Source organism: Bacillus jepli (assembly GCF_047238305.1).
Lineage (GTDB): Bacteria > Bacillota > Bacilli > Bacillales > Bacillaceae_L > Ferdinandcohnia.
Genome location: NZ_JBDFMO010000001.1, coordinates 4,220,350 through 4,245,789 on the forward strand (window position 1 = coordinate 4,220,350; position 25,440 = coordinate 4,245,789).

A 25,440-nucleotide genomic window follows, 5' to 3' on the forward strand; every position below is an offset into this window, starting at 1 on the left:
CTTTATGGTACCAAACTTACGTCCTTTTAACCTGTGATGCTCGTCACTTTTATCATAATTTATGACGTTTTTCTACAAATGTGTGATACGTATCACCTCATTCTTCCTTTATAACAGCTATTCTATAAGTAGTTTACTAAATAGGAGGTAAAGTCATGGAACAAACTTTTACAGAACAACATATCATTGGAGAAATTGTAACTGAGTTTCCGAAAGCTGGGGACCTTTTCAAAAAACTTCGAATTGACTTTTGCTGTGGTGGTAATCGACCACTTATAGATGCTATAGAAGAAAGAAACCTCTCCAAAGATGAGGTTTTGTCAAAATTGAATACACTTTATCAAGAAGTGAAGGATTTAAATGAAAAAACAGTGGATTGGAAGGCTGCAAGCTATTCTGAATTAATTGACCATATTGTAAATAAACATCATCGTTATTTAAATGAAGAGCTTCCGCAACTTAGCCCATATGTAACAAAGGTTTTAAGAGTACATGGAGGCAATCATCCACATCTAGCAAGAGTACACTCACTGTTTAATCAATTAAAGGTTGAGCTTGAACAGCATACAATTAAGGAGGAATCAGAGTCATTCCCTCTTATTATCAAATTTGAAAACGAGCAAACTCCCGAAAACCATGAACTAGTGAAAAAACATGTAACAGAACTAGAAGGTGAACATGACGAGGCTGGAGCTATTATTAAAGAAATCCGAGACATTACAAATGACTTCCAACCACCAATTGGTGCATGTGGCACATATCGTTTAGTCTACCAACGTCTTGAAGCACTTGAGGCAGATCTATTCCAGCATATTCATTTAGAAAATAACATCCTATTCCCAAGAGCAGCAGCAGGAAATTAATTCATTCAAAAAGATTAAAAAAGCCGCGATTTCTCATCCGATAATCGCGGTTTTTTATGTTTACTTAAAGATTGGAACAGAAGAAGACTCTGATCTATTTGACTTTAATCGAATGAAAGGCTGATTTCTCTTTTTAACTTTTAGAGCAACAGGCTTCCCAATAAAAACGCGTACCATAAATAATAGACAAATTACCATTCCTAGAGTAAACATGGATTTTCCAAGCTGCTGTTGGGCTGTAAGTAAGTAATTATTACAAAGGCGTGCTGGAGACACCGTATAAAGCCAGCTCATCACAAAAATCATGGAAATGAGATTTGCCCAAATAAATCCTTTACTAATGGGTCCAAGCAACTGCCAGCTATAATACAATAAAACCCCAGCAACAAATGATAAACTAATATATTTTGAAATCTCCATTATTGGTTCGTTCAATGCAGCATCGATGGATCTTGGCAAAATCCAAAAACCGATCACAGATATTGTAATGATCATCCCTGTAATCCCATTTTCATTGAAGTAAAGGAAAAAGTTTCTCCATTTCCTAGGAAACCCTTTTGCAAGAAAATAACCGCTACCTACCAATAATGGGTATTGAATGAGCATAGTTCCAACCATGCTCTCTTCAAAATAAACCCTTACATACGGGAAAGAAATGAATAGAAGTAAAAGTAGTCCAATCAAAAAATAACGTAAACGGTCCATATTTCACCTCTAAAATAAAAAAGTATCTAAGTATTCCACAACAGTTTGCGGTGTCTGATAATCAAAGATATTTGTTAATTTCCCCTCTGGGTTGACAACATAAAATGCAGAATTATGCTCATACCCTCCATATTCATTCGGTATTACTATTACCCCAAGTGTATCTAATACATCCTTTAATTCGTGTTCATTTTGAATCGTTGCCATTTTCCACTGATCTCCGTCTGCTCCAAAATGATCTGAATAAGATTTTAAGACTGTTGGAGAATCATTCTCTGGATCAAAGCTTATGCTTACTAGAACAACTTCTTTCCCTAGAATTTCTCTTGGAATGTTTTCGTAGATTTCAGCAAAATTCCGCTCCAAAACAGGACATACATCCCCACAACTTGTATACATAAAGGTAAAGAGTGTGTATTTCCCCTTCAATTCATTTAAGTGAAATTCTTTCGAATTGGAGTCTATTAATGTAGCAGAAGGGAGCTTAGGCTGCTCCCTTTCTAAATCAATAATTCTTGCTTTCTCTGCTGTAAAAGCCTGTAATCCATCTGTACCAATCCATAGCAAAGTGAATCCTGCTACTAGTGCAAATAGAATTCCAACACTTTTACGCAACATGGCTGTCTTTTCCTATTTTTTCTTGAATCTTATAATCAATTGACCTTGAAAAATTCCAAAAACGAATAACAAATGTCAAGACAGAAAGGACGATAAAGATACCAAAGATTACTCCCATACGGTCATATGGAATCCATTCAGGGAAATGTTCCGCCCATCTTCTTGGCGCTCCTACTTTTCCAGAGAATAGGAACGATCCACATAATCCAATAAAGAACATCGTATAAACCCAAAAACTAATCGTATCAATCGAAGTTTCTTTCTCTTTGCCATTCACTTTTGCTAAATAATACATAAATCCAAATAGCATAGCTGTTGCACCTAATCCCATATACATATGGAAATGCCCAGGTACCCATCTTGTGTTATGCATAACATGGTTTACAACAATCGTTGCATCGACAATTGCAGGTACGACGCCAATTACCCAACCAAACATAGATAGAAACATAAATGATGAAGCAATGTCCCATTTAATACCTGAACGATATACAATCATTAACGCACCATATGCTGTGACAACTAATACTGGTAATCCGTTTGCATATGAAAGAACCTGACCTAAAATGATCATCCACTTTGGTAAAGCAAAGTCCATTAACAAGTGGTGAGTATATATGGTAATCGTAAATAATGTTGAACAGTTCCACGCAATTAAAAATGGACGATTTGCTTTCCATGGCCGATTCGTATAGGTTGCTAATATCTCATATACCGCAATAACACCCATGTAAATAATAGAGTTTGCAAAGATGTGACCAAACGCATATGTTAGATTTTTTGCAAGCATTGGATCAATTGTGATCGTTGGAATAAACAGATGTATAAGGTTCATAACTAGTACTGTTGCTCCCGCAATTAATGCAGTGGTGTTTACAATTGAAACCATTGTACTAGCAACGACAGCTGCTGGAGGACCATACCCTTTTTTCTTTCCGAATACGATTGACCAGCCTAACCCTCCGCCTAAGCTTCCATATTGTTTAATAATTGCTCTAGCTACATCTAAATTTAGTAATAAAAATCCTACACCTAGTATAAGCATACCGCCCAAATAAAGCGCTGCTCCCGTAACTGCCCATCCACCGGCAGAGATAGATGGTAGCGGATATAAGAATGTCCAAGCTCCCGCAAAGTCAAACACAAAGATACCTACTAACACCATGACGACCCCAACGATGAACGTAATGAAGTTGGTGATCAGAATTGTTTTGCTTAATACAACATATTTACTAAGAAAGTACCACATGACAGCAGCTGCAGCTAATGCAGCGGCACCAACCATACCTGTTCCATGGACAGTCATGATCTCATAAAAAAATCCAGGGTCCACATCAATCATTTTTCCTTGTGCAAGAAGCATCAAAACCCCAAATACCATCATTGATAAAATGATTAATCCTCCTGCTAATAGGTACATAGCAATCGTTTTGTTTCGGGATTGATTTGTCCCTTCCATTACAATATTAGTAGACATTGTTAACCCCCCCTTTAATTTGTTACAACAATTTCACCAATCATGAGATGGTGACTAAGTCCACAGTATTCCATACATAAAATTTGATACGTACCAGGCTCAGTGAATGTGTAGAAAACAGTGTTTGTATACTCTGGCATTGCCTGGGTTTGTGCTAATAAATTCATGTCTTTGTCATAGATACCAAAGCCATGGTTAACATCTGAGCTCGTAATATCGAATTCGATTGGTTCCCCCACTTGGAATTCAGTTTGGCTCATATTCCAGCCGAATTGAATAGCTTCTACATCAACAATAACTGGATTTTCTGATTTTCCATATACTGGTCTTTCAAATGGTAGATCTTGAAGTGTAAAATACGTTGCAGTTCCAAATCCAACAAGTAAAGCAATAAAATAAATCGTTCTAAAGCGGTACCATTTTTTTTGAATAGTTTCATACTCTCTTCGTCTATTTGTTTTTAAGACAACGGTAATAAAAATAACGGTAATTAAGGTCATTAACATAATGGAAAGATACCAAGCTGCTGTTTGGTACAAAAGGACCCCCTCCTAAATTCTCTTTTCAGCATGATTCTCACATATTGTTCAACCATAAATCTGTTAAGTTTGTCACAAAATGGGCATAAAACGAAAAAAGACACATTCTTGTCAAGAATGCATCTTTTCTCATTTGTTATTTAATTAAATAGGTAGTTGCGAGCATTAGAAAGGAAATGAAGATAGTCATTACGACCCATAACCAAGCTAATTCCATGTTCCCACTATCAATAGCAACATAGATTGCAGTTGGTAATGTTTGAGTTTTGCCAGGAATATTTCCGGCAAACATGAGGGTTGCACCAAATTCACCTAAGGCACGAGTAAAACTTAAGATAAAACCCGTTACAATTGCTTTAATCGATAATGGTATGGAAACGTAAAGGAATATCCGAAATTCATCTGCCCCATCCGTCCTAGCAGCATCCTCGATATCCGGATTTACGGATTGAAAGCCTGTTTTCACGGATTGATACATGAGTGGAAACGCCACGACAGTAGAAGCAATAACCGCTGCCCACCATGTGAACATGATTGGTTGGCCCGTTACTTTTTCAATAAATGTGCCAACGAAACTATTTCTTCCAAATATTACAATTAATAAAAAACCTACTACCGATGGGGGAAGAACAAGTGGCAGCATTAATAACGTTTCAAAAATGAGTTTTCCTTTAAATTTCCTATACGCCATCCATTTCCCAGTGACCAAACCAAGCAGTAAGACAATACAGCCCGCAGTGATCGCAATGGATATTGAAAGTTTAATAGGTGACCAAAATAACTGTTCCATGAATCTTACCTCAATTGTTAAAAATTGTTCATAATTAATATACCCTTATTTTTCAAGCATTTTGAAGCATTTTTACAATAAGTGTGATTTATTATACACCGCATGAATAACTAACATTATATTATTTTATTAGAATGAAGTATAGCATTCCTGCTTAGGAAGGTGGTACCTATGAGTCAATTAACATTACAAAAAACAAAAATTTCAGATGAATTAACAGAGCTTATGAAATCAGCTAATCATGTCATTAAAATGGAAAAAGGAACGTATTTATTTCGGGAAGGTATGAAAGCTTCCGAACTTTATCTCATTCTTTCTGGGCGTGTAAGGGTTAGCAAAGGAACATCTGATGGAAGTGAATTATCCCTTCGAGTTTGTAGCCAAAATGAAATTGTTGGAGAGTTGACATTATTCACCGATCAACCGAAATATTTATTTGATTGTTTACTTTTAGAGGATAGTGATATTGCCGTTATTCAAAAAGATGACTTAGAACGAAAACTTTTTGAAAATACGAATCTTGCATTTGAATTTATGAAATGGATGAGTGATCATTTTCGAAAAACACAAACGAAGTTTCGAGATCTTGTTTTATTAGGTAAAAAAGGTGCCTTATATTCCACCTTGGTTCGAATGACCAATAGCTATGGTGTTCGTACTGATAATGGCATCTTAATAGACTTGCACTTAACCAATCAGGAGCTTGCTAATTTCTGTGCAACTACAAGAGAAAGTGTAAACCGGATGCTGCATGAATTGCGTTCTCTAGGTGTCATTTCTGTTACCAAAGGCTTTATTACGATTCACGATTTAGTATATATAAAAAAAGAAATCCAATGTGAAGAATGTCCAGCGAAATATTGTAGTATTGAATAAAGGCGCTATAAAGACCCATGGAAGCCCATGGGTCTTTATTTGGTCCAGGACAGGCGTTAATGCTCTCAAGGACAAAGCCAATCACTTTTGAAGGATTGACTTTTTTCTGCCCATTCCTATTTGTCGAACCTTTTACTTTTATTGAAGTGTTTTTTCTTTTTTACGAAGCGCTTCTGGGATGTATACACAGAAAGGTTCGCTCTCCATGTAATCTCCTGTCATCGCATATGCACGAGAACGTGATCCACCACATACATGTCTGAATTCACATACCCCACATTTTCCTTTGTACTTATCTGGATTACGCAAATCTTTAAATATTGGGGATTCCCGATAAATTTCAGCTAGTGGTGTCTCACGCACATTTCCTGCTTTTACAGGTAGTAATCCACTCGGATAGACATCTCCAATGTGAGAAATAAAGACAAATCCATTACCATCGTTTACACCTTGAGGCGCTCTTCCAAGTCCATCAATTTGGCCAGTTTTCCCCTTCATAAGTGCATCTTCATAGCGAATTTGTTTATCCGTATCCTTCGTCTCACGCAGTTTGGATTGAATGACAACCCGACGATAATGCTGCGCTGCTGTTGTCTTAATATCAAATTTAACACGTTTACTTAAATCATATAACCAACGGAAAACCTTTTCGTGTTCAACTGGAGAAATCATATCGGTATCCTTACCACGACCTGTAGGTACAAGGAAAAAGACGCTCCATAACACACAATCAAGGTCCTCAACTAATTTTGCCATTTCATCTAAGGCATGAACATTATATCTTGAGATGACTGTGTTGATTTGGATTGGTATTTCAAGTTCATGTAAATATTTGATGGCTCTCATTGTTAAGTCAAATGAACCTTTTGTTCCCCGAAAATGGTCATGGATTTCTGCATTTGGTCCATCTAAGCTAAAAGCCCAACGCGCTAAGCCTACTTCTTTTGCCTTTTGAATCGCTTCCTTTGTAACATTTGGAGTTGCACTTGGTGTCATTGAAACACGGACACCTTTTTTAATGGCGTAATCAGCAATATCATAAACATCGGGACGCATTAAAGGATCTCCGCCTGTGAATACAAGCATCGGATTATTCATCTCATATATTTGGTCGATTAACTTTTTACCCTCTTCAAAGGAAAGTTCCCGAGGGTCTCTTGTATATTGTGCTTCTGCACGACAATGTAAACATTTTAATTGGCAAGCCCTTGTAAGCTCCCAAATCACAATAAATGGGTCTTTGTTATAGTCTCTTTCAAACATGAGGCAAACCTCCTTTATTAATGTCCACATTTTAACACTATATAAAAGTGAATTATGTGAGGTGCATCACAGGTTAAGGAGGTGTTTGAAAATGTTCACAATTAGGAACATGTTATGAGGTGTTCAAATTAGTTTGAAGAAATGTTACATATAATTGAGGGTTAAAACTATGGCTACAAGTAAATTGGGAGCTCCCAAGAGGAAAAACAGATAAGAATATCGGATTCTTTTTTTACGATCTTGTTTGCTTTCGGTATAGTAGTTCGCTCTTGCCCGATCTCCGCTGATAAAGGAATCAGACACGATTCCCGCGAGTAAAAAACAAATGATCCCGAGTGTCCCTGAAATCACAGAATATGTTTCAAATTGATGAGTAGACAAACCAATGATTAGTAGAAGTCCAGAGGTTACTATCCCTAAAATTAAGCCTACTCTCAAACGCACTCCCTCCTTTTCAACACATTTTGTTTCATTATTATTTTATCATATTTTTCTGAATATTATGAGTGTGCAAAGTGAAATTTAAAAAAGAAAGCCAATTTTCAATGGATTTAAATTGGCTTTTGCTGTACTTTTTTATATTCAGTTTGGTCATTAATATTTTCAAATTCCATGCCTTGTAGCTGGAGTTCTTGATTGGTTACGAATTTAACGTTGCAAGCGTCTAATAAATGGCTCATTTTATACTGTTGAATTTTTAGCAGTTCCTCTATTCTCTTTGCAACCCTACGATGGTAAACAGCGATTAACGGCTGTTGTCGATCATTGATAACCGGAACAATAGCATCAATACTTTGGTCATTGGTATAAGTGATTAGCTGTTTCACAAGTACATCAGTCACAAAAGGGGTATCACAAGGTAAGACTATATACCAATCTGACTGTTCTTTTTGCATGGCTGTGAACATACCAGCAAGCGGTCCGTTCCCTTTATATTCAGGTAAATCCTGAATAACTTCTACTGAAGTTTGGTCTTGAAATTGCTCTACTAATGCGGGATGACTTACAATAATAAGCTTTCCCACATTTCCTTCCAATGCCTCGATAGCATATTCATAAAAGAATTTACGATGAAGTTTGGCAAACGCTTTAGGGCTCCCAAATCTCCTTGACTCTCCACCAGCTAAAAGGATACCTGTGATTTTTGATTTGTTCATGTAGAAACATCCTTTTACTTTTTTCATCATAGTAGCACGAATGGAACAGTCTTCCAAATAAAACTTTTTATTGATAAAAAGATGTAGGCACATCGTAAATTGATTTTGCCTACATCTTTATAAATATTGAATCTTTGATTGTTTTTTATTTTTTACCGATTGCAACGCGCCATACATCTGGACCTTGTTCAAGGTATTCCCAGGTGAATTCATTACCGCGTTCCATCATGAATTGATATTGGAGTGGTCGTGGATCATGGTCATTTGTAAGCTCCATGATTTCACCTGACTGTAAACTATCAAATGTTCTAAAAATTGTTGGGTGCTTATCCTTCGGTGCGTAATCTGGAGCATTTACTTTCGCTGCAAATACCATTTTTACATTCCTCCTTTTGTTTTATGGGTTCATTGTATCGAGTCTTTTCTGTAATTGTAGTGAATCTTATCACTATGTACGTATGTTTTTAATCATATCTCTAGAAAAATATGCGATAATGAAAAAAAATCTTAAAATGCCACGTAAACATCTTGTCATACCTCATGAAATGTGGGTCTAAAAGAATAAACGGGGTGAAAGTCTGAAAAAACTACGTTTGACCACTATTCTAATTTAGAGCACGACAAATAAGCCATCTTATGACGACTTTTAAAAATTTTTGATCGAATTAAATACTTTAGCTTTAAGAAGCTTCTAACACTTTATAGCCGTGGTTTTTAGCTAGTAAGATGGCTTGTTCTACCGTGATTTCACGGGTTACTGGAAGAACATCCGATTTTCTATATAATTCAGCGTTATATGCTTCTTTCTTTTTGAGAATATTGTAGATAGCTGTTAAAAGCATTCGTGCAATTGCAATAATTGCTCGTTTGTGACCACGTCGTTTCTTAAGTTTTAAGTAACGGTTTCGAATTTCGGGATGTTTTTCACTTTTAACTACAGCTGTAGCACACTGTACTAAAAGGGGCTTTATGTAGCAGCCAGCTCTCGAAATTCTTACTGACTTTTTCTTGCCGGCACTCTCATTATTTGTGGGTGTAAGTCCTGCCCAGGAACACAAATGCTTAGCTGTCGGAAACACGTCCATATTAACACCGATTTCTGAAACCACTGCAATGGCGGAAAAGATGTTCTTGAAGGACGGAACAGTTAAGATCAAATTGATTTCTTCTGTGTAGGACGCGGCAAGAGAAAGAATAATTTTTTCAAGGTCATCCTTCCGGGACCCAAGGTCTTCATAGTGTTGTTTTATAACCTTTAGTTTTTCAGCCTGTTCGGGAGTAATATATCCGTCAATGGCGAGCTCCAGATCAGGAAGTTTTTTCTTCAGGGAGCCATGGATTAAAGGTTCAATGTCAAAAGATGTTTCTAAAGGATTTTCAAGAAGCTTGTCAATGATGTTCATGGAGCTTTTGCCGAAGGTATCTGTAACAACATGTCCATGCTGGATATTTGACACAGTTTAACTATTTTGAAGACGATTCTTTTCGCTCGACATAAAGTTAGTCAGTTTAAAACGATAACGCATAAGGTCACGAAGTTGTCTAATCGTAAGTGGAGGCATGAAGCTTCCAGCTACAAGGTCGTGCTTAAATAAATCAGCAATCCATTTGGCATCCTTTTTGTCTGTTTTTTTACCACGGATAGCCTTGACGTATTTAGGATGCGCCAAAGTGATGTTGCAGGAATCTTCAAGTACATTAAATACGGGAATCCAGTATTTCCCGGTAGATTCCATACAGACATCTTTACATTTGTTTTCACAAAGCCATTGTGACAGCTCAATCAATCCTTTTGTATAGGTCGAAAAGCGACGGCGTTTGTATGTTGTAACTCCTTTATCAGTTGAGGCAACACAAGCCACAACAAAGGTTTTGTGGACATCAATTCCACAACAAATAGGATAAACAGTTTTTAAAGCCATAGGGATAACTCCTTTAACAGATTTATAGGGATAGACAACATTGACTGATTGCCCAGCAATAAACGAGTAATGGTTATACAAAGATAAGTCTGCGTGCTCGAAGTCACACTTATTTGTGCTTGGAAAGGCAATCTACACATATAAAGATGCGGTCACTCCACAACTGAAGCAGCCCACTCACCTCCGCGTGATTTGTAGTTAATTGAAATCCCTATGGCTACAGAATTGCCAAAATAACGCTCAAGGTAAACTTGTTTCATTACGTTTTGTGCCTTGAGCAGAGCGAAAGGAATGGATATAAAGATGAAAGAATTTGTTGGTATATGTAAGGATTGTGAAAAAGAAATTTACTGTTTAGATGGATTTATTAATGGGGTTGTTTTAGAAGATAAAAAAGGCATACTTTGCTTTGATTGTGCAGAAGAAAACCAAGATGACTAAGTTAGGGGAAACTCTCCTAGCTTTTTTTGTGTCTTTTTTATGAACATTGATTTTGTTTCTCACTACCTATGATGTAAATCACAGTCTTAAAAACGAGGATTGCTACACTTAATAAAGAGTTGCCTTAGGTAATGTAAATCAAATAAGGAGTGAGCAGCAAGATGGGGATACCATCCATTCGTGAACAATTGAAAGGAGTTCCCTTGTTCCGAGAATTAACCTCGGAAGAACTTGATCCAATTGTTGAAATTTCACAGTCACGTTTATATAAACAAAAAATGTTTATTTTCATGCAAGACGATCCTCTTGATCGTGTGTTTTTCATTCAATCCGGAAAGGTAAAAATTTACAAATCTGATATGCACGGGAAAGAACAGATTGTATCTGTACTTGAAGCAGGGGAAATGTTTCCACATGCTGGATTTTTTCGACAAGGTGGGTATCCAGCGCATGCCGAAGTAATCGAGGAATCAAACATTATTTTCACCCCCATTGATCGATTTGAAGAAATATTGATAAAAAACCCCGAGCTATGCATTAAAATTTTTAAAGTATTAGGTGAAAAAATCATCGACCTTCAAAAGCGACTGGAGGAACAAATTCTATTAAATACACAAGAACAAATTATTATGTTGTTACTTCGTTTATGCCGAAGCAACGGAGAAAAGATAGACAATCGCTTTAAGCTTACTACTCAATTTACAAATCGTGAGCTTGCCAACATGATTGGCACAACGCGAGAATCTGTAAGTCGGACCATTTCAGTATTGAAGAAGAAACATATCGTAGACATAAGTCCTGATGGATATTACCTATTGGATCATATGAAGCTGCATGATGAGATTTTTTAGAGCTCACATGAAGGGATTCTTTGTCTTTGATTTCACTAAATATTTTGTAATACTTGTGATTCAGGTCACATCGATTTTCATTGAAAATGATTATCATTAACTTATAACCGTTATATAAGGGGGAAATCAAATATGGATTCCAAAGTTGTAGAAGTAGATGTTAGAGAAGATCTTAAAAATAAAATTGAGCCTTTTCAAAAGATTATGGAGGCGGTTAAACCTTTACAGGATGGCGATATCTTCGTTTTACACGCACCTTTTAAACCGACTCCTTTATTTCCAATATTAAAAGCTAAAGGATTTTCAAATGAAGCAGAACAAATTGATAAAAAACATTGGAAGGTTACCTTTACAAAAAGAGGTGACAAGTAATGCAATTAGATAATCGAGGTCTTGAGCCTCCTACTCCGATGATGAGGACATTGAAAGCCCTCGAAAAATTAAATAAAGGCGACACTTTGACAATTATCAATGATCGCCGACCTATGTTCTTGTATGAACAGCTAGATGAATTAGGCTACAAACATACGACGGAACCACATCCCGATGGCGGCTTTCAAATTGAGATTACGAAATAAGGAGCTGCTTGCAAATGATGCCTCAATTATCAAATGAAACAGATATAAGGCTGCCGCTTTCCTTTATTATCTTTAGTGTTGTAGCCTTAGTCGTCTCCCAGGTAATCCTGTTATTTAATGGACATGTGGTCATTGGTGGAAATTTTCGAACATTTCCCCTTCTATCCGCTGCCCATTTATTGATTTTAGGATGGGCCTTAATGGTTGCGATGGGAGCCATGTACCAGCTTGTACCTGTAGCCTTTTTAACTCCAATATGGAGTGAAAAATTTGGGTTTGTTCAATTTTGGGTAACAGCTATAGGTTTTGGTGGTTTTGGAATAACCCTTTCCTTCTCACCCACTTTGTCAATTTTTACAGGATCACTTGCTGTTACTGGTATAGTACTGTTTCTCGTCCAAATGTTTATGACAATAAATAAGCAAGCCAAGAAGAATATTCTAACCGTATTTGTTGGTAGTGCTCTAGTATGCTTATTACTTACAATCACACTTGGAATTCTGTTAATCGTCAATCTTGGAGCAGGAATCGCAAATCTAAATCATCTTGCTGTATTAAAAAGTCATATTTTGCTTGGAATTGCAGGATGGTTTACATTCTTAATTTTTGGTTTTTCTTACAAAATGGTCCCCATGTTTTCATTAGCACATGGCTTTTCAATGAAACCTGCGAGATGGGTCTATATCGTGTATGGAATGGGTCTTCTTGTCACTATTAGCAGCTTTATAACTGAGAAAAACATGTTATTGCAGATAGGTATGAGCATACTGTTCGCCGGATTCGCTCATTTTTCATACCACATTTCAACGATTATCAAAGTGCGATTAAAGAAAAAGCTGGATAAACCATTTACATTTTCATTAATTGCAATAGGATTTGGCTTAGTGATTCACTTTTCCGGAATGATCCTTTCATTCCTACCAGGGTATTATGACATGTATGGTGTTCTTATATTTCTTTACCTCTTATTGTGGATTGCAAACAGCATTCTTGGCTATTTATATAAAATAATTCCTTTTCTTTGGTGGACACACAGGTACAGTAAGCTTATTGGAAAAAGGGATGTACCGACTTTAAAACAAATGATTGATGAAAAATTGGCTATCCCGATTTTTTCTGGCTTTGTTACTGGTTGTCTTATCGTCGTTTTATCGATAGCGTTTGGGCAATTGCTTATTTTCTCGATTGGCCAAAGCCTAGTACTCGCTTCAACTTTATTTTTCAGTTATAGCATTATGAAGGTACTTTTTAAGTAAAGGGGAGAACAAAAATGGAATTAAGAGAGCAAATAATCGAACAATTAAAACAAGTAATTGATCCTGAATTAAATATTAATGTTGTCGATTTAGGACTTATATATAAAATAGATATTAAAGAAAATAACAATGTCTATATTGAAATGACACTAACTACACCTGGCTGTCCCCTTCATGACAGTATTACAAGCGGTGTAAAGCATGCAGTTGCTTATCTTGAAGAGATAAATGATGTCGAGGTATTAATGGTTTGGCATCCTGCATGGTCACCTGAACGCATGTCAGAAGCCGCCATGAAGCAATTGCGTGGTTAGGAAGCGTTCAATTTCACATTCTACGCTTGTTTCGTTATACTTAAGAAAAGCGCAAGGCGCCTTGGTAGCAGAACATCGACTAAATACCGCCACGTCCTGTGGCGAACGTCGATGTCAGCACTTCCTGTGCAAGTCAAGCATAAGACGAGCGCTGACAGAAGGTGTTTTTTACCTTCAGAAGCGATTGGCTTATGACCTCGAGCCGATGACGCCTGGAGCTAGACAACTCTTAAATAAGCTATTTCTCGAAAGGAGAGTTATTAAATGGATGAAGCTTTAAAAGAAAATATTATGGGTGCACTTGAGCAGGTTGTGGACCCTGAGCTAGGAATTGATATTGTTAACTTAGGACTTGTTTATGATGTGGATATGAATGATGCAGACGTAGCGCAAGTTACAATGACTTTAACATCAATGGGTTGCCCACTTGCTGGCACAATTGCAATGGACGTTAAACGTGTCCTCACAGAATTACCCGAAGTCAAGGACGTAGATGTGAACATCGTTTGGAATCCACCTTGGAACAAAGACATGATGAGTCGTTATGCAAAGATTGCATTAGGAATAAGATAAGTTGATAAAAAAAGAACGTGTCGATAAACCTCGACACGTTCTTCTATTTTATAAATGTTTTTTAAACCAGTCTACTGATGCGAGAAGACCTTCTCTGGTAACTTTGTGATCAGCACGTGCATCACCAATAAAGGATAGGTCTTCCGCTTTCCCTTCATATAATGGTTTAATTTCTTGGTAAAATTCATACGTATATTTGAATGGTACCATTTTGTCTTTTTCGCCATGCCAGAAAAACAATGGTCTTCCATTTAATTTTTCTGGTTGTAAGCTTAAATCATATTTCCTTAATTCAGCATATTTTTCTTCTAATTCAGCATCTGTGAAAGGAAGTTCAATGTCATGTCGCTTCAATTCCTCAATTTGTCCACGACAGAATTCCTCGTAATAGGGGCTCCCCATGAGGCTTACCGCGGTCTTAATCCATGGATATTGAGTCAATGCTCCAAGTGTCACAATTCCCCCCATTGAAGTTCCCGCAACACCAATTCTTGTCTCATCAACTAAGCCTTTTTCAACAAGTTCGTCCTTGATCCTTTGAAGTTCCTTGATCTCATTGATGACAATATCCCAGAATTTAAAATTCATATCAAGTTCTTCAAGACCCTTGTCTCTCTCTCCATGATATTCTGCTTCAGGTAAAACTACACGAAATCCTTCTTCTGCATAAAGATATGCATAGTGTAAATTATGTTCTTTTGCACTACCAAATCCGTGAACGAACAGAATGAGCGGAGCATTTTCGTTTTTTAATTGATTTTGTACAATATGTAATGACGGAATATCTGCTATTTTAGTCTTTTCAACAATAACCATTCTTTATGTACTCCTTTTATAAAAACTTTGAGACATCTTCTAGTGTACCACTAATTGGTAGTTAACCTAAAAAGTTTAGCTTTTTCAATTGACGATTTTTTTAATATCTGTTTAAGTAGAAGAAAGAGAGCAGAGGAGATTTATATGACAAAACAACATTTAATTGCACTAGACTTAGATGGTACTTTACTAAAAGATGATAAAACGATATCCGAAAGAACAAAAGAGGCTATCGTAAAAGCAAAAAAGGCCGGTCATCAGGTCATGATTGCGACAGGAAGACCTTTTCGTTCGAGCTCCATGTACTATCAAGAACTAGGTCTTACAACGCCCATTGTTAACTTCAACGGAGCTTTTGTCCATCACCCTCTTGATCAAAGTTGGGGTGTCTATCACGACACACTTGAATTAAAAACAGTAAAAGAAATTGTAGAGGTTGCCGATAGCTTCCGAGTGAAAAATATCCTAGCAGAAGTGATTGATGACGTGTATTTTCATTATCACGATGATACGATGTTGGATATTTTCGGTATGGGCAAACCGAATATCGAAACAGGCGATTTACGGAAAATTTTAAAGCATGACCCCACTTCACTGTTAATACATCCTGACGAAGAAATTGCAGATAAAATCCGAGAGTATCTTTCTGAAATGCATGCAGAAGTGGTCGATCACCGCAAATGGGCAGCACCTTGGCATGTCATTGAGATTGTTAAATCAGGTTTAAATAAAGCGGTTGGTATTCAAAAGGTAGCCAATTATTTTCAAATCCCGGAAGACCGAATAATTGCCTTTGGTGATGAAGATAATGATTTAGAAATGATTGAATATGCTGGTCATGGGATTGCTATGGGGAATGGAATTGATGAGTTAAAAAATATTGCAAACCATGTGACAATGACGAATGAAGAGGACGGAATTGCCCTTTATTTAGAGGATGTACTAAAATTAGATAAATAAATTAGGAACCGGTATGAAGATCCGGTTTCCTTTTTTGTGTGGATGTTCGTTTTTTGATCCGACCAATTTTTTAAAAAAATTTCCCTATCCTAAAACACTCAGAAATAATTACCTTATATATTCCTCTTCGAAACTTCAAACAATATGATTAGCGCATCTAAAGCGCACTTCTTTTAAAGCTGTTAAAGGGGGAATTTACGGATGGGTAGTAATAAATCAAAACGATTTGTTCATCAAGGTGCAGATGCAGTTCAACAACATGCTCAGCGCTTTCCTTACCGTTCAACTCTAGCTGAAGCAGAAGCAAAGAAAAAGCAAAATGTCGAAAATTCATCACTTGGAGGAATCTAAAATGGGTAACCCTTTATTCCAAAAGGCTCGTGAAACTGTAGAAGTTGCAAAATTAGCAAGCGCGGGTCAAAGTGATACTCCCTTACAGGATGCGATATCAGTTGCAAAAAATGCACTTTCTTCTGCATATGCTAACTCTACAACAGCCGAGAAAGAACAACTCCGCGAATTACAAAATGAATTAGACCAAATTCAATAAGTGCTAATTCAAAAAAAGGGGTCAGACATATCGTCTGACCCTTCCCCATTTTATTGGAACTGTTGAAGTTTTGCATGATATAGGTTTGTGATAGAGCCATCTTTCGCACTTCTTTCATATAAGTGAAGTATCAATGCTCCATTTGTAGGGAGTTTACCCTTTGGAATTGAAAGTTTGATTTCAAATGGTGCCCACGCTGGTGCGCCTTCAGATGCCATTTGAACCGTTTCAGGAACCACATAATCATGCCCATCCTCGACAGCATAGAAGAATGTTGCTTCAAACACTCGTACTTCTCCAGTTACTGTATATTCTCCATTTTCTCCAAGTACTTGAACCTTGCGGAATGCTGTATTCCCTTCCTTAGGGATTGCCACACTTTGTTCTGCCTGTAATGCATTTGCTTCAATTTTTTGTCCATTTACTTGTGAAACAGTAAGGAAAATAGTTGCTTTATATTCACCTGGAGCAAGTCTTGTTCCATCGTTTGATGTGTAATCCCATGGCTCTTCCCAGACTTTTTCTTCACCTGGTTTTAACTCCATCTCTTCAATCATTTGGATAAACATTTTATCGATTGAATAGCGGTAAACTTCTTTTCCATTCGTATCCGTCACAACAATTTCATATTTTTGACCACTTGGAATCGTCACTTTCACAGAATTGTCGCTCGTATTTTTTAATGAAATCTTAAAAGATGCTTCGTTTTCCTCTGTTTGAATGGATAGGTTTGTTTGAAGTTTTTCAACCACGTTCTCATCACCTCCAGGTTCTTCACCCTCTTGTTCTGGTGGTGTTTCTGTTTCTATTTTTTCATCTCCCCCGGCATTCACTGGAAGAGCCTCTTCTTTTTCTGCTGTACCACATCCTGATATGATAAATAAACTCATTACAAATAGAAAGACTACTAGAAGCTTTTTTCTCATGTTTGTCACCCCTTTATCTAATATGTCGAAAGATCCTTAAAAAAGTTACTATTCTTTGCGAAATAATCCATATACGCCGACAGTTTGTACAATATTAGTAAAGGCATGGGGATCAACTTCCTTAATAATACGCTCCAAGTCATATAATTCATATCTTGTTAAAACAATCATCAGCATATCCTTTGGTTCGCTCGAAAACGCACCTTTTGCAGGAATCACCGTAATTCCTCTCACTAATTTGGAATGGATGGCTTTTTTCAATTCTTCTGCTTTTTTTGTGACGATCAACGCTGAGACTTTTACATGACTCGTGTGAACCGTATCAATTACCCTTGTTAGCACATATAAAGCAACAAGAGTATATAAGGCTTTTTCCCAACCAAATAAGAACCCTGCTGTAATAATAATGAGTCCGTTTAATGTAAAAATATAAGTACCAATTGGCTTATCTTTTGACTTTGATAACACAAGCGCGATGATATCAAGACCACCTGTTGAGGCCCCCCACTTCAAGGTTAATCCAATTCCTAACGCCTGAATAACAGCACCAAAAACAGCATTAAGTAAAATATCATTTGAGATTCGTTCAAGTGGTATTATCGATAAAAATAATGTAGTTAAAGCAACCGAAACAAAGCTATACAGGGTAAATGCCTTTCCTACCTTTTTCCAACCTAAAATCGCAACTGGAATGTTTAATAGAAGTAAAATCACTCCAGTTGAAACATGTAAAGGGGTGTAATCACCTAATATTCTAAACAATAGCTGTGAAACACCGGTAAATCCTGAAGAGTATACGTCTGCTGGAATTAAAAATAGATTTAAGGCAGCTGCATTTAGCAATGCACCGATTATCACTATGATTACTTTCTTTATTTCTCTATAAACCATTAAAATAGTCCTCCTGGAACAACATTTTTCAATCAAAGTGCAACTTAGTTGTCATACAAAATTTTCCCACACTTGTTGTATTTTTATCCAATTCTCGCTACACTTACAATAGGCAAGTTTGTCTTACAAACTTGACCATGAAAAAAGAAGGTGAGACTTTTGACCGTTAGAATTCTTACTGATAGCGGTAGTGACCTACCTCTTCAATTTTTTGAAGAAAACAATGTAACCTTATTCTCCTTAGGAGTTCATCTAGATGGGCAAGATTACGAAGATATTGCGACAATTAATCCTGTAAAAGTATTTGAAGCGATGCGAAATGGGAGTGCTCCAAAAACATCTCAAGTTCCGCCACACCGCTTTAAAGAGGTATTTACTGAAATTGCAAAAGAAAAACAATCTGCAGTTTACATTGCCTTTTCATCTCAATTATCAGGAACCTATCAAACAGCCGTCATGATGAGTGAAGAAGTAAAAGAAGAATACCCAGACCTTGATTTAACGATTATTGACACGAAATGTGCATCACTCGGACAAGGCCTTGTTGTAAAAGCAGCTGCTGAATTAGCGACCAATGGGGCTTCAAAGGAAGAAGTCGTAAACCTTGCTAATTTTTATAGCTCTCATATGGAGCATCTTTTCACGGTTGATGATCTTGAATATTTAGCTCGCGGAGGACGAATTAGTAAAGCTTCTGCCTTTGTCGGAGGATTATTAAATATTAAACCTCTATTAAATGTCGAAGATGGAAAGCTTATCCCTCTTGAAAAAATTCGAGGAAAAAAGAAAGTGTATAAACGAATTGTTGAGCTTATGGAAGAACGCGGAGTGGATTTTTCAAACCAGACAATTGGGATTAGCCACGGCGACGTGGAAAATGAAGCACTTGAATTACAAAAACTTTTTGAAGAAAAATTAGGGTGTAAATCTTTTTATATGAATGTGATTGGTGCTGCAATTGGTTCACATGCAGGACCAGGAACAATCGCGATTTTCTTTTTAAATGAGCTGCCAATTCGCTAATTTTACATAGTTTGAAAAACGACTGGATATCCTAATTTCGAATGGATTGAAGGGAGTGTACATGTATGCCAAAAACTAGTGATAATGATAAAAAAGCCCAAGACAACAATGCGTTACGCCATGAAAAAAATATGATGAGAGAAAAAAATCGTCAGGCAGGCAAACATCAATATTCAAAGAAAACAGATCATTTATAATGCAAAACGCATCGGTCATTACAACCAATGCGTTTTTCGTTCCTACTCTTTTTTGAAATAGGTCCAGCCGTCTTCTTGGTATACTTTTCCTTCTTTCATTAGCTTACCAAGTGCACGTTTAAAGGCTGCTTTACTCATATCAAATCTGCCAGAAATATCATCTGGAGAGCTTTTATCCCAATATGGCATTGCTCCCCCACGGCTCTCCATATACTGATAAATTTTATCAGCATCGTCACCCATAATTTCATGACCTCTCCCTAGCAAGGATACATTTACGGTACCATCTTCCTTAACATCAATAATTCGACCTTGTACCTTTTCCCCCATTCTCGGTTCTCTTGTCCGTTGACTTTCATGAATAAAGCCAAGAAACCCTTCCTCTGAAATCATAAAGGAACCGACCATGAGTAAACGATATACGTTTCCTGTAATATTTTTATTAAAATCTTTTCTTGTTGCTGGCTTTGATATCGTACGAATAACATCTTCCGTTGCCGGCTTTCCAAAGAGTCTACCATTTTTGTCTGTTCGTAGGGTTACATATAGTTTGTCACCTGGTTTTGGCCAGAGGTCCCAAACTTCATGCAAATCATCCTTTGAAACAAGGATATCCTTATTTATCCCGATATTGACGAAGGCTCCAAGCTCATGCTTGATTTCAACTACTTCAACCCAATCATACGAACCAATTTGAACAGTCGGAATTTTCATGGAAGCTGCTAGTCTCCCCTGATGGTCTTGAAAAAGAAAGACCGTTACGTCTTCATCTGGGTCAAACCCGTCTATTATTTCATTTGTATGTAGTAAAACATCTTCTTCACCGTTTGTTAAAAAATAGCCAAATTGGGCATCTCTATCAACACGTAATGTAACTACCGTACCTGGTTCTAATGCATTCATTTATTAAACCTCTTTCTTCTGTACTTTCTTTATCATTACATAGTATAGACGTTTAAGACCACAATTTACTAGTATAGTTTTGGAAAAAGTTGTTCAAATTGCTAAGATTGTCTATAATCAAGGCAAATATACTTTTTTTTGGAGGTTGGCAATGGCAAAGGATAGCTCATTCGATATTGTGTCAAAGGTGGATTTACCAGAAGTAACGAATGCAATTAGTATTGCAAAAAAAGAGATTCAAACTCGATATGATTTCAAAGGTAGCAAAAGTGATATTACGCTTGATAAGGAAGAACTTGTCCTCGTTTCTGATGACGAGTATAAGCTTGAACAATTGAAGGATGTCCTGATTAGTAAAATGATTAAGCGTGGGGTTCCAACTCGTAATATTGATTACGGAAAAATCGAAAATGCATCTGGCGGTACTGTTCGTCAACGCGCGAAACTCATTCAAGGCATTGACAAGGAGAACGCGAAAAAAATAAATACAATTATTAAAAACAGCGGTCTTAAGGTGAAAAGCCAGGTTCAAGATGATCAAGTTCGTGTAACAGGTAAAAGCAGAGATGATCTTCAACAAATTATCAATGCCGTTCGTGAAGCAGATTTACCGATTGATGTACAATTTATAAATTATCGTTAAGAAGAATGCAGCGGACTATTTTGCCCGCTGCATTTTTTCTATTCAAAAATATAGCTTAGCACATCTAAAGCTTGATCAACCGTTTCGACGGTTACATTTGCTTTATTTGATAATTCCTTTAACGGATGAATGAGTGAGGTTGGTCTTACAATGATTGTGGGCTTATTCATCGTAATCGCAGCACTCGCGTCCATTGCTGTATTCCATTGTTTATATTTTTCCCCAAATAGCGCGATAACAACATCTGATTTTTGCATCAGTACCTGTGTTCTGAAATTATTAATGTCTGATGCGGCATCATCTTTATAAAAATTTCCAGGTTGTTCACCTAAAATTTGTTCGCCAATGTTATCTGATTTGTCATGGTTTGTTTGCGGTCCAACAAAGTGGAACGGGAGATTCTTTGCCTCTGCCTTTTCCTTAATTTCTTCTCGCCAATTGTCATGTATTTGTCCAGCTAAATATACTGTTAACTGCATTTTTCACCCTCCTATTGCCTATTTCTATTATCGTAACATATATGGATGCTTATTTTACAAATTTATACATGATGATTTCATCTTCATAGTGGGAATCACAAAATTTTACAAACCTCTTTTCTTACTAGTCTTATATTTATCTCCATGGAATCCTCCCACTTTATTTATTTTCTAATATTTATTTCTTTAAATGTGGAAGAATTCCTTCTTTTAGTGGCAGTTTTGGTACAAGGTCTTCTAATTTACGTTAAACGTTGCGAAGACGATCTGACCTTTTGAAAAATAAGAAAAAAATGCACCGTAACCCTTTTATCGCAAGGCTTTTGGATGATTGTGGAAAAAGCCATATCATAAACACCTTTTATATCAAGACTTTTGGTGCAATATGGAAAAAACCATTACATAAACACCATTTATATCAAGATTTTTGGAATATAGTGGAAATATCAATAGCATAAATATCATTTATATCAAGACTTTTGACACAATATGAAAAAACTCATATCATAAACACCTTTTATCACACGAATTCAGGAAAATTACAGTAAAACCATCACTAAATTTACAAATAACATCATTCATTAATAACCCTAGATAAACAAAAGAAGACTCTCCCACTCAAGGACAGTCTCCTGCATATAAACTCAGTAAAACCCAACAACCTTCAATATAAAAACACCGACGATCGATACTATGCTACCAGTTAATAGTACAATTAGAAGTGTTTTAATTTTCCTTGTATCTATCCAAACGGCCACCCCAACCACAATCGTAAACAAAAATCCAAAAAAGAGCGATGCAAACGGATTAGTTGGGGTTATCCAATCATTGACACTTAAGAAGTCCATTTACGCCAACTCCTTTTTCTATGATTGTATTGCCGGAGTACTTAAGAAAACTGTCAGTCCAGCCACAATGGCTAATACCACACCTACTGGACTATACGACGATAAATAAATACCTAATGGAAAAACTACTGCCCCAAGGACAAATAATACCTTCGCGATTTTCACAATTTCACCTCTTCTACCTCAATACAGACTCTTTCACTCTATCAACGATCCAACGATTTCGAATCCTTTTCCCCCAACCTTCCCCATTTTCTTTTAGAGACTGAACTCTCCAGTACATTGGGGGGTGCGGCATAAATTGAAATTCAATAAACCTCCATATTAACGAATCCCGCTCAATTGATGACTTTTCCTTCTCTTTTTCGTCTTTAATAACCGTGCTATATGAAAGTGATTTATTAATCGCCGCATCCTGTTTCTCTGATAAAGCGATTAAACTATTTGACATTTGCTCACTCCCACCTCTAAGAAGAGATGCGCCTAGATGATCCGCACGAACCTCCATCCATTGTGAACAAAAAGATTGAAAAACAGAGAAAAACATCATTAAGAAAAAGACTACTAAAAAGATTGATACTTTATGATCCTCAATATTCGTTATATTTTCTTGAATCAATAAGACAAATGCAATTAGAATCATGAGATAACCTAATTTCCAAATCTGTCCCCACAGCACATCTCTCTTTTTCACATGAATGGCTTCATGAGCAAGGATTCCCTCTATCGCTTCAGTCGGTAACTTTAAGGTAGCAGTAGTTAGAGTCACCATTGATTTACCAATATTCATACCTGTTGCAAGGCCATTATAGTCCGTACTTTCCGTTTCATACACACGAACATTCGGTATACCGGCCCTTTCAAAAATCCGTTGGGATAACTGGATTAATTGAGGATTTACCGTTTCCTTTGCATCCATTGCTACTTTTAAAACCCTGTCAGAAATATAGAGATTAAAAGCCCAGTAGGCCAATCCTACAGCAACCATGATCCAAGGTGCTACCTCAAAATAATAGAGAATTAAAAGTAAGCCCGTATAGGCAGATACACCTTTTACCGTTGATGCGAAATATAGCTTTCCAAGCATTCGCTTAATATTCTTCTGATGCCAAAACGGTAGAACCTGTTGTAGTCCCATCTCTTTTTCTTCGACCTTCATCCATTCCTCAAACGTTTTTTTCCATTTTTCCGATTCTTGAATTGTCATATAAATCGTCTCGCCTGGTACAGTTAGTTTTATTACCTTTTGAAAGCTTGTTGTAAAATCTGCGTTTGACGAAAACATCGTCAATAGTGGGTGAAGTTTTAACAGGTCTACATTTGTTTCTAGTTTCACTTCTTCCAAATCTTCAATTGGAATTTTTCGAGATTCAAAGCGAGATGTAAGATATAAATACTTTTCATCATTGTCATAAAATACCTTTACTGTAGTATAAATACCAATTCGCTTTATTACTTCTGTTGCTGTGCTAACAAGTCCAAAGACAATCATATATTTTAAAAGGCTATACTCTGGACCAAAAATGTAAAACAGGATTGCACCCATCAAAACAATTCCAGTTATGAACAAATCAGATACAATCCGTTTCAAATCACGCTCTAAAGGGATTTTTTCTACTTTTATTTGATGTAATTCCTTTTCAATCTCGATTCGTTTTTCGTTGCCGGTAGTTAAAGAGATTGCAAGGAAATATCCACTTGAGATAAACGCTACATAGATAAAGCCATCCATAAATGGAAGTTGGTAAAACACAAATCCGACTGCAAGTAGGCCAAGGATGATTTCAATCGTGTTTCCTACTTTTTTACTAATCTTCTCAACGATTAACCCTATTAATTGAATCACTGCGCCAACTAAAATATACAATACGATTTCATACCAATTTGGTAGCAAAGCTCCCACCTACATTTCATTGTTCAGTATCATATTCTCCGTCATTTTAAGAACTGCTTCCATTTCAAGAGCTGGTTTCTGAATAATGATCGTATAACGCAGACCATTCTCATCCCAACTTAAAGCATTAATAAAATCATCATAGTCTGCATGTTGACCACGAACTTCCCATTCTCCAGGTTTAATTTCCGTTCCAGCATCTTCTGGAGTTGGAAAAATTGAAACTGATACAGAGGGAATCCCCTCATGAGCATAATAAACAGTAATTTCTGGACGATTGACTATCCCTTGAAGATTGACAATTTCAACATTCTCGACAGTCATGTCTTCTCCTGAGAAAACAAGGAATGGTTGTTTTAATTCGGTTTGGGCATCTTCAAGTGACCCAAAGTTTGGCTCAAGATTTGATTCAATTGGGGTGACCGTCACATTTTCTGGTATATCTAAAGTGAAGGTATCTTCCGTAAAATCTGGTGAAAAGTCGAGCAACTTGTATTCAAACTCAGATCTCGTTTCTTCCACAACAGAGATTGATTTCACGACAAACCATGTTTTTTGATCGATCCAAAGCTCAACTTCCCCAAATAAATTAGAATTTGTATTTGGCGTTGCCTTTATATGATAAACATTTAAATCCAATATTTTTTCTTCACCAATAATTTCATAGTCATGTGTTTTTTTTATAGCTTCCAGCATTGTTATGAGTTGTTCTTTAGGTGAGGCATCTAATAACGGCATACCCTCCTCTACTAAGTCAATACTAAATGCCGTTTCACTTCCCGTTTCATAGGAAATCACTTGTTTTCCGTCGTTTAACACAGATGATTCAAGACCATTTGTATCTCCTGTTGTAATGATTTTTCGTTTACCGTCTTCTGCTGCGTATTCCTTAAAACTCGCATTTTCAGTGACCTCTCCAGCTGTCGTAAGCTTTATGACACCCTCACCGTAATAAGATAGTTTACTTTCTTTTGCTGATAAGACTTTTGTTACAATTTCTTCAGACGACACAGCCATATCCCCCTTACAGGCTGATAACAAACCAGTTAGTAAAATAGCAATTAGTAAGACTATTTTTTTCTTCATT

The 25,440-nt window shown here is 36.7% G+C and carries 33 protein-coding genes and 1 pseudogene; 15 read left to right on the forward strand and 19 right to left on the reverse strand.

All coding sequences use genetic code 11. From position 1 onward, the window contains the following. Positions 1-155: 155 nt before the first annotated feature. Entirely contained in the window at positions 156-863 is a 708-nt protein-coding gene (gene ric, locus ABC371_RS21505) for an iron-sulfur cluster repair di-iron protein (RefSeq protein ID WP_412898664.1), read from the forward strand. A 60-nt stretch (positions 864-923) separates the two neighbouring features. On the opposite strand, the gene ABC371_RS21510 is transcribed toward ric, so the two are convergent. From ABC371_RS21510 to modB, 5 genes are all read right to left on the reverse strand, one after another. Then, positions 924-1,568, reverse strand: a complete 645-nt coding sequence (locus tag ABC371_RS21510) for a hypothetical protein (RefSeq protein WP_412898665.1) — start codon at positions 1,566-1,568, stop codon at positions 924-926. A gap of 9 nt (positions 1,569-1,577) precedes the next feature. Then, a complete protein-coding gene (locus ABC371_RS21515) occupies positions 1,578-2,186 on the reverse strand; it encodes an SCO family protein (protein WP_412898666.1) in 609 nt (202 codons plus the stop codon). Beyond that, entirely contained in the window at positions 2,176-3,663 is a 1,488-nt protein-coding gene (locus tag ABC371_RS21520) for a cbb3-type cytochrome c oxidase subunit I (RefSeq protein ID WP_412898667.1), read from the reverse strand. The genes ABC371_RS21515 and ABC371_RS21520 overlap by 11 nt, the downstream gene beginning before the upstream one ends. Positions 3,664-3,677: 14 nt before the next feature. Continuing rightward, on the reverse strand, positions 3,678-4,202 hold the full coding sequence (locus ABC371_RS21525; RefSeq protein WP_412898668.1) for a cupredoxin domain-containing protein: 525 nt from the start codon (positions 4,200-4,202) through the stop codon (positions 3,678-3,680). 136 nt (positions 4,203-4,338) lie between these two features. Then, the gene (gene modB / locus ABC371_RS21530) at positions 4,339-4,992 is read right to left on the reverse strand and encodes a molybdate ABC transporter permease subunit (protein WP_412898669.1); all 654 of its coding nucleotides are present in this window, start codon (positions 4,990-4,992) and stop codon (positions 4,339-4,341) included. 171 nt (positions 4,993-5,163) lie between these two features. Between modB and ABC371_RS21535 the strand changes: the two genes are divergently transcribed. Beyond that, positions 5,164-5,868 carry a Crp/Fnr family transcriptional regulator gene (locus ABC371_RS21535; RefSeq protein ID WP_412898670.1) on the forward strand — a complete coding sequence of 235 codons (705 nt, stop codon included), beginning with the start codon at positions 5,164-5,166 and terminating at the stop codon, positions 5,866-5,868. 138 nt (positions 5,869-6,006) lie between these two features. Here ABC371_RS21535 and ABC371_RS21540 read toward each other — a convergent pair whose 3' ends face one another. The 5 genes and pseudogenes from ABC371_RS21540 to ABC371_RS24715 all read right to left on the reverse strand — a co-directional run bounded on the left by ABC371_RS21540 (position 6,007) and on the right by ABC371_RS24715 (position 10,210). Next, positions 6,007-7,131, reverse strand: a complete 1,125-nt coding sequence (locus ABC371_RS21540) for a TIGR04053 family radical SAM/SPASM domain-containing protein (protein WP_412898671.1) — start codon at positions 7,129-7,131, stop codon at positions 6,007-6,009. A 144-nt stretch (positions 7,132-7,275) separates the two neighbouring features. After that, complete coding sequence (locus tag ABC371_RS21545) at positions 7,276-7,569, reverse strand: DUF5316 domain-containing protein (protein ID WP_412898672.1); 294 nt, start codon at positions 7,567-7,569, stop codon at positions 7,276-7,278. 113 nt (positions 7,570-7,682) lie between these two features. Next, complete coding sequence (locus ABC371_RS21550) at positions 7,683-8,288, reverse strand: molybdenum cofactor guanylyltransferase (protein WP_412898673.1); 606 nt, start codon at positions 8,286-8,288, stop codon at positions 7,683-7,685. Between the two features lie 145 nt (positions 8,289-8,433). Then, a complete protein-coding gene (locus ABC371_RS21555) occupies positions 8,434-8,664 on the reverse strand; it encodes a DUF2249 domain-containing protein (protein ID WP_412898674.1) in 231 nt (76 codons plus the stop codon). Positions 8,665-8,968: 304 nt separating this feature from the next. Further along, positions 8,969-10,210 (reverse strand): annotated as a pseudogene (locus tag ABC371_RS24715) (IS110 family RNA-guided transposase). Between the two features lie 303 nt (positions 10,211-10,513). Here ABC371_RS24715 and ABC371_RS21570 point away from each other — a divergent pair. From ABC371_RS21570 to ABC371_RS21600, 7 genes are all read left to right on the forward strand, one after another. After that, entirely contained in the window at positions 10,514-10,651 is a 138-nt protein-coding gene (locus ABC371_RS21570) for a hypothetical protein (RefSeq protein WP_412898677.1), read from the forward strand. Positions 10,652-10,812: 161 nt separating this feature from the next. Then, positions 10,813-11,502 (forward strand): Crp/Fnr family transcriptional regulator, encoded by a 690-nt coding sequence (locus ABC371_RS21575; RefSeq protein WP_412898678.1) that lies wholly within the window; start codon positions 10,813-10,815, stop codon positions 11,500-11,502. Between the two features lie 132 nt (positions 11,503-11,634). Further along, positions 11,635-11,874: a DUF2249 domain-containing protein gene (locus tag ABC371_RS21580; RefSeq protein WP_412898679.1), complete on the forward strand. Its 240-nt coding sequence runs from the start codon at positions 11,635-11,637 to the stop codon at positions 11,872-11,874. Beyond that, positions 11,874-12,080, forward strand: coding sequence for a DUF2249 domain-containing protein (locus tag ABC371_RS21585; protein ID WP_116351166.1), 207 nt, complete (start codon positions 11,874-11,876; stop codon positions 12,078-12,080). Before ABC371_RS21580 ends, ABC371_RS21585 begins: the two co-directional genes overlap by 1 nt. 14 nt (positions 12,081-12,094) lie before the next feature. Then, on the forward strand, positions 12,095-13,336 hold the full coding sequence (locus ABC371_RS21590; RefSeq protein WP_412898680.1) for a hypothetical protein: 1,242 nt from the start codon (positions 12,095-12,097) through the stop codon (positions 13,334-13,336). A gap of 14 nt (positions 13,337-13,350) precedes the next feature. Further along, a complete protein-coding gene (locus tag ABC371_RS21595) occupies positions 13,351-13,650 on the forward strand; it encodes a metal-sulfur cluster assembly factor (protein ID WP_412898681.1) in 300 nt (99 codons plus the stop codon). 264 nt (positions 13,651-13,914) lie between these two features. Beyond that, complete coding sequence (locus tag ABC371_RS21600) at positions 13,915-14,223, forward strand: metal-sulfur cluster assembly factor (protein WP_136380548.1); 309 nt, start codon at positions 13,915-13,917, stop codon at positions 14,221-14,223. Between the two features lie 48 nt (positions 14,224-14,271). On the opposite strand, the gene yjfP is transcribed toward ABC371_RS21600, so the two are convergent. After that, positions 14,272-15,039 carry an esterase gene (yjfP, locus tag ABC371_RS21605; protein ID WP_412898682.1) on the reverse strand — a complete coding sequence of 256 codons (768 nt, stop codon included), beginning with the start codon at positions 15,037-15,039 and terminating at the stop codon, positions 14,272-14,274. Positions 15,040-15,183: 144 nt separating this feature from the next. On the opposite strand from yjfP, the gene ABC371_RS21610 reads away from it, so the two are divergent. The 3 genes from ABC371_RS21610 (at position 15,184) to ABC371_RS21620 (ending at position 16,549) form a co-directional block, all read left to right on the forward strand. After that, a complete protein-coding gene (locus tag ABC371_RS21610) occupies positions 15,184-15,999 on the forward strand; it encodes a Cof-type HAD-IIB family hydrolase (RefSeq protein WP_412898683.1) in 816 nt (271 codons plus the stop codon). Positions 16,000-16,200: 201 nt separating this feature from the next. Then, positions 16,201-16,350, forward strand: a complete 150-nt coding sequence (locus ABC371_RS21615) for a competence protein (protein WP_116351173.1) — start codon at positions 16,201-16,203, stop codon at positions 16,348-16,350. A gap of 1 nt (position 16,351) precedes the next feature. After that, positions 16,352-16,549, forward strand: a complete 198-nt coding sequence (locus tag ABC371_RS21620; protein WP_412898684.1) for a DUF3813 domain-containing protein — start codon at positions 16,352-16,354, stop codon at positions 16,547-16,549. A gap of 50 nt (positions 16,550-16,599) precedes the next feature. On the opposite strand, the gene ABC371_RS21625 is transcribed toward ABC371_RS21620, so the two are convergent. Together ABC371_RS21625 and ABC371_RS21630 are read right to left on the reverse strand one after the other, a co-directional pair. Continuing rightward, the gene (locus ABC371_RS21625) at positions 16,600-17,475 is read right to left on the reverse strand and encodes a BsuPI-related putative proteinase inhibitor (RefSeq protein ID WP_412898685.1); all 876 of its coding nucleotides are present in this window, start codon (positions 17,473-17,475) and stop codon (positions 16,600-16,602) included. A 48-nt stretch (positions 17,476-17,523) separates the two neighbouring features. Beyond that, positions 17,524-18,366 (reverse strand): YitT family protein, encoded by an 843-nt coding sequence (locus tag ABC371_RS21630; protein ID WP_412898686.1) that lies wholly within the window; start codon positions 18,364-18,366, stop codon positions 17,524-17,526. A 159-nt stretch (positions 18,367-18,525) separates the two neighbouring features. Between ABC371_RS21630 and ABC371_RS21635 the strand changes: the two genes are divergently transcribed. Together ABC371_RS21635 and ABC371_RS21640 are read left to right on the forward strand one after the other, a co-directional pair. Beyond that, positions 18,526-19,389: a DegV family protein gene (locus ABC371_RS21635; RefSeq protein ID WP_412898687.1), complete on the forward strand. Its 864-nt coding sequence runs from the start codon at positions 18,526-18,528 to the stop codon at positions 19,387-19,389. 65 nt (positions 19,390-19,454) lie between these two features. After that, positions 19,455-19,586: a DUF3941 domain-containing protein gene (locus ABC371_RS21640; protein WP_010283423.1), complete on the forward strand. Its 132-nt coding sequence runs from the start codon at positions 19,455-19,457 to the stop codon at positions 19,584-19,586. A gap of 42 nt (positions 19,587-19,628) precedes the next feature. On the opposite strand, the gene ABC371_RS21645 is transcribed toward ABC371_RS21640, so the two are convergent. Continuing rightward, a complete protein-coding gene (locus ABC371_RS21645; protein WP_412898688.1) occupies positions 19,629-20,489 on the reverse strand; it encodes a CvfB family protein in 861 nt (286 codons plus the stop codon). Positions 20,490-20,640: 151 nt separating this feature from the next. Between ABC371_RS21645 and ABC371_RS21650 the strand changes: the two genes are divergently transcribed. Then, positions 20,641-21,132, forward strand: a complete 492-nt coding sequence (locus tag ABC371_RS21650; protein WP_412898689.1) for a YajQ family cyclic di-GMP-binding protein — start codon at positions 20,641-20,643, stop codon at positions 21,130-21,132. 38 nt (positions 21,133-21,170) lie between these two features. Here ABC371_RS21650 and ABC371_RS21655 read toward each other — a convergent pair whose 3' ends face one another. The 5 genes from ABC371_RS21655 to ABC371_RS21675 form a co-directional block, all read right to left on the reverse strand. Next, the gene (locus tag ABC371_RS21655) at positions 21,171-21,611 is read right to left on the reverse strand and encodes a YtoQ family protein (RefSeq protein WP_412898690.1); all 441 of its coding nucleotides are present in this window, start codon (positions 21,609-21,611) and stop codon (positions 21,171-21,173) included. 644 nt (positions 21,612-22,255) lie between these two features. Beyond that, positions 22,256-22,459, reverse strand: coding sequence for a hypothetical protein (locus tag ABC371_RS21660; protein WP_412898691.1), 204 nt, complete (start codon positions 22,457-22,459; stop codon positions 22,256-22,258). A gap of 18 nt (positions 22,460-22,477) precedes the next feature. Then, on the reverse strand, positions 22,478-22,624 hold the full coding sequence (locus ABC371_RS21665) for a hypothetical protein (RefSeq protein WP_412898692.1): 147 nt from the start codon (positions 22,622-22,624) through the stop codon (positions 22,478-22,480). 13 nt (positions 22,625-22,637) lie between these two features. Next, positions 22,638-24,353: a M56 family metallopeptidase gene (locus tag ABC371_RS21670; RefSeq protein ID WP_412898693.1), complete on the reverse strand. Its 1,716-nt coding sequence runs from the start codon at positions 24,351-24,353 to the stop codon at positions 22,638-22,640. A 9-nt stretch (positions 24,354-24,362) separates the two neighbouring features. Then, a complete protein-coding gene (locus ABC371_RS21675; protein ID WP_412898694.1) occupies positions 24,363-25,439 on the reverse strand; it encodes a LolA family protein in 1,077 nt (358 codons plus the stop codon). Between the last annotated feature and the right edge of the window lies 1 nt (position 25,440).

Excerpts from the sequence above, each read along its gene's own strand:
- ric (WP_412898664.1), top strand. The coding sequence starts at position 156 with ATGGAACAAACTTTTACAGAACAACATATCATTGGAGAAATTGTAACT.
- ABC371_RS21510 (WP_412898665.1), bottom strand. The coding sequence starts at position 1,568 with ATGGACCGTTTACGTTATTTTTTGATTGGACTACTTTTACTTCTATTC.
- ABC371_RS21515 (WP_412898666.1), bottom strand. The coding sequence starts at position 2,186 with ATGTTGCGTAAAAGTGTTGGAATTCTATTTGCACTAGTAGCAGGATTC.
- ABC371_RS21520 (WP_412898667.1), bottom strand. The coding sequence starts at position 3,663 with ATGTCTACTAATATTGTAATGGAAGGGACAAATCAATCCCGAAACAAA.
- modB (WP_412898669.1), bottom strand. The coding sequence starts at position 4,992 with ATGGAACAGTTATTTTGGTCACCTATTAAACTTTCAATATCCATTGCG.
- ABC371_RS21535 (WP_412898670.1), top strand. The coding sequence starts at position 5,164 with ATGAGTCAATTAACATTACAAAAAACAAAAATTTCAGATGAATTAACA.
- ABC371_RS21540 (WP_412898671.1), bottom strand. The coding sequence starts at position 7,131 with ATGTTTGAAAGAGACTATAACAAAGACCCATTTATTGTGATTTGGGAG.
- ABC371_RS21550 (WP_412898673.1), bottom strand. The coding sequence starts at position 8,288 with ATGAACAAATCAAAAATCACAGGTATCCTTTTAGCTGGTGGAGAGTCA.
- ABC371_RS21555 (WP_412898674.1), bottom strand. The coding sequence starts at position 8,664 with ATGGTATTTGCAGCGAAAGTAAATGCTCCAGATTACGCACCGAAGGAT.
- ABC371_RS21570 (WP_412898677.1), top strand. The coding sequence starts at position 10,514 with ATGAAAGAATTTGTTGGTATATGTAAGGATTGTGAAAAAGAAATTTAC.
- ABC371_RS21575 (WP_412898678.1), top strand. The coding sequence starts at position 10,813 with ATGGGGATACCATCCATTCGTGAACAATTGAAAGGAGTTCCCTTGTTC.
- ABC371_RS21580 (WP_412898679.1), top strand. The coding sequence starts at position 11,635 with ATGGATTCCAAAGTTGTAGAAGTAGATGTTAGAGAAGATCTTAAAAAT.
- ABC371_RS21585 (WP_116351166.1), top strand. The coding sequence starts at position 11,874 with ATGCAATTAGATAATCGAGGTCTTGAGCCTCCTACTCCGATGATGAGG.
- ABC371_RS21590 (WP_412898680.1), top strand. The coding sequence starts at position 12,095 with ATGATGCCTCAATTATCAAATGAAACAGATATAAGGCTGCCGCTTTCC.
- ABC371_RS21595 (WP_412898681.1), top strand. The coding sequence starts at position 13,351 with ATGGAATTAAGAGAGCAAATAATCGAACAATTAAAACAAGTAATTGAT.
- ABC371_RS21600 (WP_136380548.1), top strand. The coding sequence starts at position 13,915 with ATGGATGAAGCTTTAAAAGAAAATATTATGGGTGCACTTGAGCAGGTT.
- yjfP (WP_412898682.1), bottom strand. The coding sequence starts at position 15,039 with ATGGTTATTGTTGAAAAGACTAAAATAGCAGATATTCCGTCATTACAT.
- ABC371_RS21610 (WP_412898683.1), top strand. The coding sequence starts at position 15,184 with ATGACAAAACAACATTTAATTGCACTAGACTTAGATGGTACTTTACTA.
- ABC371_RS21615 (WP_116351173.1), top strand. The coding sequence starts at position 16,201 with ATGGGTAGTAATAAATCAAAACGATTTGTTCATCAAGGTGCAGATGCA.
- ABC371_RS21620 (WP_412898684.1), top strand. The coding sequence starts at position 16,352 with ATGGGTAACCCTTTATTCCAAAAGGCTCGTGAAACTGTAGAAGTTGCA.
- ABC371_RS21625 (WP_412898685.1), bottom strand. The coding sequence starts at position 17,475 with ATGAGAAAAAAGCTTCTAGTAGTCTTTCTATTTGTAATGAGTTTATTT.
- ABC371_RS21630 (WP_412898686.1), bottom strand. The coding sequence starts at position 18,366 with ATGGTTTATAGAGAAATAAAGAAAGTAATCATAGTGATAATCGGTGCA.
- ABC371_RS21640 (WP_010283423.1), top strand. The coding sequence starts at position 19,455 with ATGCCAAAAACTAGTGATAATGATAAAAAAGCCCAAGACAACAATGCG.
- ABC371_RS21645 (WP_412898688.1), bottom strand. The coding sequence starts at position 20,489 with ATGAATGCATTAGAACCAGGTACGGTAGTTACATTACGTGTTGATAGA.
- ABC371_RS21650 (WP_412898689.1), top strand. The coding sequence starts at position 20,641 with ATGGCAAAGGATAGCTCATTCGATATTGTGTCAAAGGTGGATTTACCA.
- ABC371_RS21655 (WP_412898690.1), bottom strand. The coding sequence starts at position 21,611 with ATGCAGTTAACAGTATATTTAGCTGGACAAATACATGACAATTGGCGA.
- ABC371_RS21660 (WP_412898691.1), bottom strand. The coding sequence starts at position 22,459 with ATGGACTTCTTAAGTGTCAATGATTGGATAACCCCAACTAATCCGTTT.
- ABC371_RS21675 (WP_412898694.1), bottom strand. The coding sequence starts at position 25,439 with ATGAAGAAAAAAATAGTCTTACTAATTGCTATTTTACTAACTGGTTTG.